This window comes from Rhizobium sp. 05N49 (genome assembly GCF_056396805.1).
Genome location: NZ_JBFTME010000047.1, coordinates 1 through 10304 on the forward strand (window position 1 = coordinate 1; position 10304 = coordinate 10304).

General features: G+C 59.1%; 12 protein-coding genes. 5 read left to right on the forward strand and 7 right to left on the reverse strand.

Features of this window, described 5'->3' with window-relative positions; all coding sequences use genetic code 11:
* Nucleotides 1-701 precede the first annotated feature (701 nt).
* Nucleotides 702-845 (reverse strand): hypothetical protein, encoded by a 144-nt coding sequence (locus AC1DF8_RS35990; protein ID WP_478157563.1) that lies wholly within the window; start codon nucleotides 843-845, stop codon nucleotides 702-704.
* Nucleotides 846-1077: 232 nt separating this feature from the next.
* On the reverse strand, nucleotides 1078-1341 hold the full coding sequence (locus AC1DF8_RS35995; protein WP_478157565.1) for a hypothetical protein: 264 nt from the start codon (nucleotides 1339-1341) through the stop codon (nucleotides 1078-1080).
* Nucleotides 1342-1675: 334 nt separating this feature from the next.
* Here AC1DF8_RS35995 and rnk point away from each other — a divergent pair, with 334 nt between their 5' ends.
* Both rnk and AC1DF8_RS36005 read left to right on the forward strand, forming a co-directional pair.
* Nucleotides 1676-2095: a nucleoside diphosphate kinase regulator gene (gene rnk, locus AC1DF8_RS36000; protein WP_478157567.1), complete on the forward strand. Its 420-nt coding sequence runs from the start codon at nucleotides 1676-1678 to the stop codon at nucleotides 2093-2095.
* Between the two features lie 146 nt (nucleotides 2096-2241).
* Nucleotides 2242-2748, forward strand: a complete 507-nt coding sequence (locus AC1DF8_RS36005) for a GreA/GreB family elongation factor (protein ID WP_478157569.1) — start codon at nucleotides 2242-2244, stop codon at nucleotides 2746-2748.
* A gap of 434 nt (nucleotides 2749-3182) precedes the next feature.
* On the opposite strand, the gene AC1DF8_RS36010 is transcribed toward AC1DF8_RS36005, so the two are convergent.
* Together AC1DF8_RS36010 and AC1DF8_RS36015 are read right to left on the reverse strand one after the other, a co-directional pair.
* Complete coding sequence (locus AC1DF8_RS36010; RefSeq protein ID WP_478157570.1) at nucleotides 3183-4778, reverse strand: serine hydrolase; 1596 nt, start codon at nucleotides 4776-4778, stop codon at nucleotides 3183-3185.
* A 452-nt stretch (nucleotides 4779-5230) separates the two neighbouring features.
* Nucleotides 5231-7081 carry an ABC transporter transmembrane domain-containing protein gene (locus tag AC1DF8_RS36015; protein WP_478157583.1) on the reverse strand — a complete coding sequence of 617 codons (1851 nt, stop codon included), beginning with the start codon at nucleotides 7079-7081 and terminating at the stop codon, nucleotides 5231-5233.
* A gap of 266 nt (nucleotides 7082-7347) precedes the next feature.
* On the opposite strand from AC1DF8_RS36015, the gene AC1DF8_RS36020 reads away from it, so the two are divergent.
* From AC1DF8_RS36020 to AC1DF8_RS36030, 3 genes are read left to right on the forward strand one after another with little or no spacing between them, the layout of a single operon-like run.
* Nucleotides 7348-8112 carry a heme ABC transporter permease gene (locus AC1DF8_RS36020; protein WP_112542703.1) on the forward strand — a complete coding sequence of 255 codons (765 nt, stop codon included), beginning with the start codon at nucleotides 7348-7350 and terminating at the stop codon, nucleotides 8110-8112.
* A complete protein-coding gene (locus AC1DF8_RS36025; RefSeq protein WP_478157573.1) occupies nucleotides 8113-8268 on the forward strand; it encodes a heme exporter protein CcmD in 156 nt (51 codons plus the stop codon).
* Entirely contained in the window at nucleotides 8243-8833 is a 591-nt protein-coding gene (locus AC1DF8_RS36030) for a DsbE family thiol:disulfide interchange protein (protein WP_478157575.1), read from the forward strand. Before AC1DF8_RS36025 ends, AC1DF8_RS36030 begins: the two co-directional genes overlap by 26 nt.
* A 39-nt stretch (nucleotides 8834-8872) precedes the next feature.
* Here AC1DF8_RS36030 and AC1DF8_RS36035 read toward each other — a convergent pair whose 3' ends face one another.
* The 3 genes from AC1DF8_RS36035 to AC1DF8_RS36045 form a co-directional block, all read right to left on the reverse strand.
* The gene (locus AC1DF8_RS36035) at nucleotides 8873-9565 is read right to left on the reverse strand and encodes a CBS domain-containing protein (protein ID WP_478157577.1); all 693 of its coding nucleotides are present in this window, start codon (nucleotides 9563-9565) and stop codon (nucleotides 8873-8875) included.
* Nucleotides 9566-9640: 75 nt separating this feature from the next.
* Nucleotides 9641-10108, reverse strand: a complete 468-nt coding sequence (locus tag AC1DF8_RS36040; RefSeq protein WP_478157579.1) for a cytochrome c-type biogenesis protein — start codon at nucleotides 10106-10108, stop codon at nucleotides 9641-9643.
* Nucleotides 10105-10304 (reverse strand): cytochrome c-type biogenesis CcmF C-terminal domain-containing protein (locus tag AC1DF8_RS36045; RefSeq protein WP_478157581.1); only part of this gene is annotated, 200 nt, incomplete at its 5' end. The genes AC1DF8_RS36040 and AC1DF8_RS36045, both read right to left, overlap by 4 nt.

The following is a 10304-nucleotide window of genomic DNA, read 5'->3' on the forward strand; positions in this document are numbered from 1 at the left end:
CTCATCAGCCTGAAGCATATCCCCGCCCTGCATCGTTCGCGACAATGCAGCGCATATCCCCGCCCTGCATCGTTCGCGACAATGCAGCATGCGCCGAAATCTCAGTCGTCATCCATCTCTCCTCGTTTGACACGAGGGGTCAGTTCTACGTTTCGTTAGGGGGTCAATTTCTCATTTCGCCCGACACCGAAAAAGCCGAGTGGAGAAAGTGTGGAGGATAACTTCGCGGCTGAGGTGACGTCCAATATCGACCCGAGATGAGGAAACCACGTGCACATCGTGGCCACGTGCTGCTTGAGCATTGGCAAGGTCGATACAATAACGCTCCGATCCCGCGATTTCGGATGCGAACAGGATATGTAGAATCCGAAACTTCTTGGTTGAAGACGGAACCGAGACAGGTGTCCGATTGTGTGACCTGTGTCCATGGTCAGCGTCTAGATTCTCGTAACGCACGTAATCAGCTCCCGATAATTCGTGAGACAGATTAGGGCACGAAGAAACGTCGGCGTTTGTGTTGTGTTGTTAAGATATATTTCGAAACGTCCGAACTTCGGAGTATAAACCAAGCCTCGATGGCAATTTCATGCATATAATGGAATGATAATATTGCGCTGGGGGCGTCGCAGGTAAGCTTTTTCTTGAAAATTCGAGCCGGTTTTGAAGGCTATTTGCTGACAAGACGGCATTGTCGCAACACATCACGGCACCTCGCTCTGGTACACCCTGACAGAGTCGATATCCATGCTGACCGGGAATCTTTTGTCGTCGATCACGCCAGCCATGTCGGCGCCTATTGCAAGTTTGATCAGCAGATAATGACGGGTGTCGAAAGGCCAGCTCAATCTGCCATCGCCGGGGGTGTGCCATTTGCGACCGTCTATAACGGCGCATGCATGGCCGAGGTTCGGAGACGCAGCCTCTTCTTCCGGTTGATGTTCATAAGGCCGTCCTTGGAGGACCTCAATTCATGCGGTCGAACTGCCTCGACTGATCGCCCAGCAGACCACTACTAACGAGCGTGTTCGAAGCCGCAGTGGCGAGTTTCCGTTCGTGACGGAGCCGGACAAGCAATGGCTACTGGAAGCGATCGAAACTCTGATCGAGGCGCTGCATCCATAGACGGAAGTCATTGATCAGCAGAGCCAGATCGTAAAGCCATTCAGCGCGGAGGAGCTCGAAACGCCCCGCCATTCTATCATCGAGGAGCGCGTGAACCTTTTGCCTCAGATCTTCGAGCGTTTTATCCGCAGGATAACGCACCGCAGGACGCATTGCCGCGGGATTCGGTCGATTTTCCATTGAAATGAGCTCCTCTATGGTCAAGATCTCATCAATCAATTTATATCGTAATACGATATATTTAAGGCGAACGCCGGCAGACGATGGCGGCTTCAGAGCCTGAGTCCAACAGAGCCGCGCCTCTCGCCCGTGCGCCATCCTTGACTCGTCAACGGTTCGTCGCCATCTTCATTCCATGTTGATCTGGCACCATAATAGTGTTGTGAAGCGGGTAATCCTCATCGCGGGATCCTAATCCCCGGCTGGCGACGTCGCGCCTGCCGAGGGATACTGGCGTCCGACTTCGACATGTCGGCGCGCCACAGCGACATTCTCCTCATATCCGATCGTTTCGCTGCCGCAGAACAGATTTGCGGTCAGCTGGAGATTGCAGATGGCAAACAAGCGACCCCCAAACAGGCCCCCGATCATCATCGGTCACTGCGAGCACCGAAAATTGACGAAAATCGCCGAGGCGCAGCTTTCGAAAAATCCCGTCGTGTCCGACGAACTGCTTTACGAATTGGAACGTGCGCACGTTGTGGACGACCATCAGCTCCCGCGCGGCATCATCCGAATCGGTTCGACCGTGCGCTTCACCAGTGACCTCGGGGAAGACCGGACGGTGACGCTTGTATTCCCGGGGGAGGCAGACATCGCCGAAGGCAAGATTTCAGTCCTTACCCCGATTGGCACCGCATTGATCGGCCTGAGAGCTGGTCAGTCCATAGACTGGACTGCTCGGGACGGCCAACCGCACCGGCTGACTGTAGAAAGGGTGTCTGAGTCCGCAGAACTCGGCCAAATGCTATGATCATCGACAGACGCGCAAATCATCTTCCCGGAGGGTGCATCACAGCAGGCTCCTGACCCCTGCGCCGTTCGCGGCCAGGGGAACTCCACCCATTCGAATTGAGTGCCCGCATACGGGCGATGGAGACTGTGATGAGAGACCAATGCTTGCTGACCACGAAGGACTTTACCCTGCTCGAGGCGATGTTCGATGACCCCTTCGTTCGTGACAGCCTGCTGCACGAGTTACTGGAGCGGAAGATGGCCGCCGCGACCGTAGTGTTCAGAGAGGATCTGCCAGAAGATGCCGCAAGCCTGAACAGTCGAGTGACCTTCAGCATCGACGGCAGGCGGGACACGCGCATCCTCACCACTGGCCGCATGACGACGCCGGTCGGCATGCTGCTCCCCGTCGACACGCTTCGTGGCCTTGCCCTTCTTGGCTTAAGGGAAGGTCAGAAGATCGTTATCGAAAATGCAGATGGGTTTCAGAAACAGGTTCTACTGGAAACCGTCAACTACCAGCCGGAACGAGCGATGAGGGGATCGGACGGCTTTCAGGTGAGGATGAGGCTCGCTGGGAAGCCGACGCTGAGGCTGCTAAAGGGTGGAGCGCCCGGCAGACAGAGGCCAGCGCCGGAGAAACCGGACGACCCCGGTCCATCGGCCGCCTGAAGGGCGGGGAAGAAGTCGATTGGCGAACCGCGCGTCTCGCGGTCGCCGTTGGTCTGGTCGTGCATGTCGACAGGCTCGTCGCCCTGGCCGGCATAGCGTTTGGAAGGGCTAGCCAGCTTGCCGCGGTGAAATCCGGTCAATGAGGCCCATGGTTCCGCTCGCCGGGTTTGCCATGCGACGGGGCTTGGTTGTTCCGATCAGGCAGTAATGATCCTCGATCGCGCGTTCTCGGGCCTGCCCCTGGGTCGGGGAGCATTTCTAGTTTTCGGACCCGAGCGCGCGTGGCCAGCAATGAAGAGCGGCCAATGTAACAATGACTGTGGAGCAACAGCGAAAATAGCCGCTTTGATGAAATGTAAACCATCAACCGGCTCATCCGTAGGATGTTTCGTCTGGAAAGCGCCAGGAGCAGACATTCCGGCGCTGCGAGCGGTTCAAAGCCGCTCGAAGCGGAAATTGCGGATGCGACCACTGTTCATCAGCATGCCAGTGACCCGACCGTCGTCATCGCGGGCAAAGGTGAACCGGTCCCCATCACCGAGAAAATGGTCCGGAGCGACGGCTGTCAGCGCTATTTCCCGTGACTTCACGGATTTGAATACCAGCCCCGCTTCCCGAACCTTCACCTCGTAGGGCATGTCGTTTTCGACCGGACGATAGGTGCCTGCGAGATCGGCAAGCTCCTTTGGCGACGGCGTATAGACGGGCAATCGCCGGTATTGGTACAGGCGCTTGCCGTCGCGATAGGAGGTCAGCTCAGTTGCCGGCTCGCCTTCTCCTTGCTCCAGCGCGAGCTCATGGTTCGGGAAATCGCTGAAACGGAACCGGCGGTCATCCACCGCTTCAAGGCGATATGTGCCATATTCGATGTCATAGCCTATCAGCAGTTTTCCCTCATGCGCCACGAGGCGGGCGACGCGGCCGGCCAGTCGCGGTTCGGCGTAATAGCCGGTGAGCAGTTCCAATGCATCGGCGTCGGGTTGCGGAAACGTGCTCGGCAAAGATTCCGGGATCGGCTGCAACACATCTGCCAGATAGATATCGGCGATCCCCCGCGCGAGGTTGCTCGGCACGATCGACCCGAAATTGGCAAGGATCGCCACGGTGAAATGCTGCTCCGGAAAGCGGATGATATCGGAGCGGAAGCCGGCATCGCCGCCGGTATGTTCGACGATCGCAAGGCCGCGATACGTACCGACGCCGAGACCCGAGGCATAGCCGATTTCGCTGCCATCRTTCAGTCGCCCGCATTCGACCATCCTTGCGATGACGTCAGGCCCTCCGACACGCTTGTGGTAGAAATTTTCATCCCAGAGCGCGAGATCTTCCACTGTCGTCAGCAGGCTGGTCGCGCCGACCGTATCGAAGTTCGTGTTGGAGATCTCAACCCCGGTCTCCGTCCCGACATAGCCGTCAGCGACATTCCTGACAACTTCGGCATAGTTGTCGCGAAACAACGTGTTGTGCATGCCAAGCGGTTCAAAAATCCGGTCCGAGGTAAAGGCACGGAGCGACTGGCCGCTGACCACCTTCACGACCTCGGCCAGCAAGGCATAACCCGTGTTGCAATAGAGGTGCTCGTCACCCGGCTGGAAGTTCAGATCCTGCTGCCGGGAGACGATCGCGAGGATGTCGTCATCGGTGATCAGGTCCTTGGAGTAGCGCCAGCCGGCGAGGCCCAGCAATTCCCAGTGATCGCGCAGGCCACCCGTATGGTGCATGAGGTGCCTGAGGGTGATCGGTGCGCCGAAATCAGGCAGGCCGGGCATGTATTTCCCCACCACATCATCAAGCGACAATTTTCCTTCGGCCGACAGCAGCAGGATGGCAAATGCAGTGAACTGTTTGGAGACAGATGCCGAATGAAAGACGGTGGACGGCCCGATCGCGATACCATGGCCCAGATTGGCCATGCCGAAGCCCCGCTTATGGATAACCTCGCCGTCACGCATGACCGCAACCGCGCAGCCAGGCGAATGATCGTTAGTCCAGGCCTCGAACAGTTCATCAACGCGTTTTGCTTCCGTCATCCGTTCCTCCGAGATCACTTTCCGGTTGCAGGAAAGCTGAGAGCCGGGAAATTTGCAATGTATGGGAATGAGAACATTGAGGGCTGCGATGACTGCTTCGGGCCGAGAGGCGGCAAAGCCAACGGCTTGCCGTGTGCTGACGCCGCAGTCAGACGAGGACTGGTGTGATGCCACGCAAATCTCCGGTTACCTGATCGGCTAGTGCAAGGTTTGGACGAGGCAGCCCCTGCAATATGGGGTTGCCTTTCCGTTTCACGTTCATCTTTCATGAAACACTGAGAGCCATATGGATAACCGAACGTTCGACACCAGCCTATCGAAATACCGGACTCCGCTGAAGATTACAGACTATGTCTGGAGAACTCTTCCCAGCAATTTATTCAAGCCTCTTACCGAGGGGCAGAAAGCGGACGTGGCCGCAACGCGCGATCTGCCACTGTTTGTCGTTGCCCTTACGCCGCATTGTGTTCCATGGCCGCCGACCCCGAGAGATCGAACTGCAACTCGGCAAGCCTGGAATATGCACCGCCCTTGCGGATCAGCGCGGCGTGTGTTCCCTCCTCGATTACTCGCCCTCCGTCGAGCACCAGAATTCGATCCGCCTTGAGCACGGTGGCAAGCCGATGAGCAATCACGATTGTCGTGCGATTGGACATCAATTCGTCGAGCCCCCGTTGCACCAGCATCTCGTTTTCTGAATCGAGAGATGCCGTGGCCTCATCCAGCAAGAGGATCGGCGCGTTTTTCAGGACTGCACGGGCGATCGCCAGTCTTTGCCGCTGACCGCCCGATAAAGTGAGACCGCGCTCGCCGACAACGGTACGGTAACCATCCGGCAGCTCGGAAATAAACCCATGCGCTCTTGCCACCGTCGCTGCAGCCACGATCTCGTCCAGCGACGCATCCGACCGTCCGAGACTTATATTTTCTGCGATACTGGTTGCGAAGATGGTCACGTCCTGCGGTACGACGGCAATTTCGCCTCGTACTGCAGTGGTGGAGATCGTGCGCGCATGGCAACCATCGAGCAAAATGTCGCCCGCATAATCCTTGTAGAAACCGAGCATGAGCGAGAAGATTGTGCTTTTGCCCGAGCCGGAAGCACCGACAAGCGCGACTGTCTCGCCGGACCGCACGTTCATCGACAGGCCCGTGAGGACTTGCCTGTCCGGAGCGCCCGGATAGGCGAAATGCAGGTCTCGAATTTCGATCGCGCCTTTTGCGGGTTGGCTGAGCGCAGAACGCGAGGCCTGCTCGCTCTCACCGGCATCTTCATCGAGCAGTTCGAAAAGGCGTTCGGCTGAGGCCGCAGCCTGCGCCAGTTCGCCCCAGACCTCCGAGAGCGAGCCTAGCGACCCTGCCGCAATGACGGAATAGAGCAGGAACTGGCTCAGACTTCCGGCCGACAACGTTCCCGAGAGCAGATTATGGGCGCCGATCCAGAGAACCCCGACGACGCTTCCGAAAATCATTGCAATGGCAACGGCGGTCAGGAGCGCACGCGAGCTGGCGGCAAGGACGGCGCTGCGATAGGACGCCTCGACGTCATGCGCATACCTGTCGCTCGCCGCTGCCTCCCCGTTGAAGGCTTGGACCGTCCGGCTTCCGGCAATCATTTCGCTGGCGAAAGCGGATGCGGTCGCAAGAGCGTCCTGAGCCGCCCGCGATTTTCTCCGGACCGAGCGCCCGAAAAGGACGAGCGGCGCGATCACAAGCGGGATGGCACCCAATGTGATGGCGGAAAGTCCAGGGCTGGTGACGAACATCATCACCAGCGCGCCCAGGCACAGCAGCGAATTGCGCAAGGCCACCGATGCAGCGAGGTTCAATGCGGACTTGATCTGTGCGGCATCCGCGGTCAGTCGCGATGCGATGTCGCCGGATTTGTTGGCGTCAAAAAAGCTTGCCGGCAACCGCGTCACATTTCGGAAGGTCTTCACACGCAGGTCGCTGACAACGCGCTCGCCAAGCGTCGTGACAAAATAATAGCGGCAGGCGCTTGCTATGGCGAGCGCGATTGCGAGCGCAAGAAGCATCAGGAAATAGCTGTTGATGAAGCCACCGTCGAACTGTCCGAAACCATGATCGATCATCCGGCGGACCGCCATCGGCAACGCAAGCGAGATCAGCGCCGCGGCCGCGAGCGAGATCACGGCCAAGAGCACCAAGCCCCGGTGAGGCCGCAGCAGGGGCAGCAACCGGACGAGGCCGGAGACATTAGACTTCTTTTTCCCCCGCTGCGGTCTGGAGCCTGCAATCACGTCGGCGGGAGGAGTGGCGGATCGGTCGTGCGCGGCAATCATCAAGGTGAGGGTCTCCTGGACTGGAATGTCTCCTTCTTGGCATTTGCGCGGCGTTCGTCTTTGACCGCGATCAATTATCGGCCGGTTCCGCCAAGCGTTGCCGCGTCAGAAGACCTCGGCAATATGTCACGATGAGCCTGCTGGACCCGCGACCGAGGATCGGACTGTGATAACAGGAGAGCAAAATGAAAGACGCATGACCGCACCAATGGTCGCAGTTTGATCCCGGTCAATTAATATGACGGCTTTGGGCGCTAGAGCGGGCCATGACCTATGTCGAACGCATCAAAGACGACATCACCAGGCTTGCTCAGCCCGCCAGATTCCTGGAACTGGCCGATCGGGTCCTGCCTGGACTTTCGATCGTCACCACCCTCTGTTTCGCTGTCGGACTTTATCTGAGTTTTGTGTCCGATGGTGATTACCAGCAGGGCGAGACCGTCAGGATCATGTATGTCCATGTCCCGGCGGCATGGATGGCAATGTTCTGTTATGTGGTGATGACCGCAAACGCCATCGGCTCCCTGGTATGGCGCCATCCGCTTGCCGATGTCGCCGCGCGCGCTGCTGTGCCAATCGGCGCCGCCTTTACCTTCGTGTCGCTCGTGACAGGGGCGATCTGGGGTAAGCCGATGTGGGGAACCTGGTGGGTGTGGGACGCGCGCCTGACCTCGATGTTCGTGCTTTTCCTGATGTATCTCGGCCTGCTGGCGATCAACCGCGCAGTCGACGAGCCAACGCGCGCTGCTCGTGTCACGGCGGTTCTCATTCTCGTGGGCTTCGTCAACATCCCGATCATCAAGTTCTCGGTCGACTGGTGGAACACATTGCATCAGCCGGCAAGCGTGCTCAGGTTGGATGGCCCCGCTCTGGACATCGAATTCCTTCGCCCGCTCCTGACCATGGGCCTGGCCTTCACGGCGCTCTTTTTCACGCTCCTCCTGGCCTCGATCAGGAACGAAATCTGGCGGCGGAGACTCATGTCGCATCACCGCCTGGCGGCACGGGCCGCAATGCAAAAGGAGAATTAAATGACACATCGGGACTATGTGCTGGCGGCCTATGCCGCCGCATTCGCCGTCATGACCGCTATCAGCGCGACGACCTGGTTTCGCGGCCGCATCTATCGCCGGCAGGTCGAGATAGTGGCGAAGATCAGACATGGCGCGCGCCGCGAGGCACGCTAAAGTGCGCCGCTATCTGCTTGCCGCCGTGCCGCTGCTCGTCTTTGCAGCAATTGCCGGAGTCGCCGGGCGCACGCTCTATCGGGAGGCGGCGGAAGGATATTCGCCCTCCGCCCTCCCTTCCGCACTGATCGGTCAGACACGTCCGGCAATCGATCTGCCGCCGCTTGCTGGTCTGCAGTCTCCCGGACTTCAAGATAGCGGGTTTTCCGGCCAGGTCACGATCGTCAACATATTCGCGTCCTGGTGCGTTCCCTGCCGGCAGGAACATGGCGCGCTCATGCAGCTATCGAAGGATCCGCGCGTCAAGCTGATAGGCATCAATTATAAGGATGACAGCAGCAACGCTCTGGCCTTCTTGCACGAAAACGGAAATCCCTACGCTGCCGTCGGGGTCGATCCGACCGGAAGGGAAGCGATCGATTGGGGTGTCTACGGCGTGCCGGAGACCTTCGTCATCGACCGCGACGGCCGCATCCTGTTCAAGCAGGTCGGCCCGCTCGACGACAAGGCCCTGTCGGTCGGCCTTGGTCCTGCACTCGACAAGGCATTGGCTGCCGGCGGCTGACCGAAGCACCCGGCCTGCGACTCGATCAGTGGCTTGGATTTAAGCCTGTTGCGACCGCTTTTCCGGATCTGAATCTGCGACAAGCTGCAACCGATCGAGGCAGCTTCCCAATCCGAGATTCTCGACGAGCGCAAGCACGGCACGGCGCTGCAAGTCGGTTTCCACATTTCCTTCGAGCGTGATCTGTCCGTTATGGACGGAGACGCGGATCCTTTGCGGCGTCAGCCCGAGATCATATTTCAGGCGTGTGCAAACAGCGAGTAGGATCGCGTCATCCTCGCGCGGCAACCTGAGTGTCGGCGCGTCGGTTATCAGAGCGAGGATATCGCGCCGGCTGACGATCCCCACGAGCCGTCCGTCGTCGACGATCGGAATACGCTTGATGCGATGGACCTCGAGGCTTTCGGCAATATCCGAAACCTCGCTGTCCGGGCTGGCGACGATAACATCGCGCGACATGATATCTCTGACGGACCAGCCGTTGCCGCGAATGTAGCGGTCGAGATCGACATCGGACGTGATTTCCGCGTTACGCGTGGTGCGCGGCGCAAGCCGGATCTCGCGCCGCAGCAGCAGGTCGCCTTCGGTCAGAATTCCGCAGATCCGCCCGTCGTCGTCAACGACAGGCAGCCCGCTGATGTTGTTTTGCATCATCACCGCGACAGCATGGCGGATCCCTGCCGCAGGGCTGATCGAAACTGCGTTGCTCGTCATAATGTCCTTGGCCTGCATGCCTGCACCTCCCTTTCCGGAAACATCTGGTGCCATGAGAGTAGGACGGCTTGGACGAACTGACCTTGACCTCCGTCAAAGTCGCGGAGTCGGATCGAGCAATTCGGCAAGCCTTGCCTGCTCTTCTGCCGTCAGCTTGCTGCCAGTTGGCTTTCCAGCCCGCTTGCGGGCAAAGACGATGAGCGAAACCCCGCCGGCAAGGATCAGCAGCACCGGTGCCCCCCAGAGCAACAGCGTGCGCAGACTGAAGCGCGGCTTCAGCAGGACGAATTCCCCGTAACGCGAGACGATGTAGTTCAGCACCTGCTCGTCGCTGTCGCCATCGGTAATGCGCTCGCGCACCAGCAGGCGCAGATCCTTGGCGAGATCGGCATTGGAATCGTCGATCGACTGGTTCTGGCAGACCATGCAGCGCAGTTCGGCCGACAATGTTCGCGCCCGGGCTTCTAGGGCCGGGTCGGAGAGCATCTCGTCCGGGTTGACGGCAAAGGCCGGTGCGGCCGCCAGGATCAAGGTCAGGACGAGGAGGAGACGCCTGATCATTCCGCCGGCTCCATGGCAGGTGCCACTGGTTTTGCTGGCTTTGCCTTCCTGCTCGGAGCCCCGACGCGCAGGCGCCGGTCGGTCAGCGAGACGAAGCCGCCGAAGGCCATGATGAGCGCTCCGCCCCAGATGCAGAGGATGAACGGTTTCCACCAGATGCGCACGACGATGCCGCCGTCCTTCGTCGCGTCACCCA

Excerpts from the sequence above, each read along its gene's own strand:
- rnk (WP_478157567.1), top strand. The coding sequence starts at position 1,676 with ATGGCAAACAAGCGACCCCCAAACAGGCCCCCGATCATCATCGGTCAC.
- AC1DF8_RS36015 (WP_478157583.1), bottom strand. The coding sequence starts at position 7,081 with ATGATTGCCGCGCACGACCGATCCGCCACTCCTCCCGCCGACGTGATT.
- AC1DF8_RS36020 (WP_112542703.1), top strand. The coding sequence starts at position 7,348 with ATGACCTATGTCGAACGCATCAAAGACGACATCACCAGGCTTGCTCAG.
- AC1DF8_RS36025 (WP_478157573.1), top strand. The coding sequence starts at position 8,113 with ATGACACATCGGGACTATGTGCTGGCGGCCTATGCCGCCGCATTCGCC.
- AC1DF8_RS36030 (WP_478157575.1), top strand. The coding sequence starts at position 8,243 with ATGGCGCGCGCCGCGAGGCACGCTAAAGTGCGCCGCTATCTGCTTGCC.
- AC1DF8_RS36035 (WP_478157577.1), bottom strand. The coding sequence starts at position 9,565 with ATGCAGGCCAAGGACATTATGACGAGCAACGCAGTTTCGATCAGCCCT.
- AC1DF8_RS36040 (WP_478157579.1), bottom strand. The coding sequence starts at position 10,108 with ATGATCAGGCGTCTCCTCCTCGTCCTGACCTTGATCCTGGCGGCCGCA.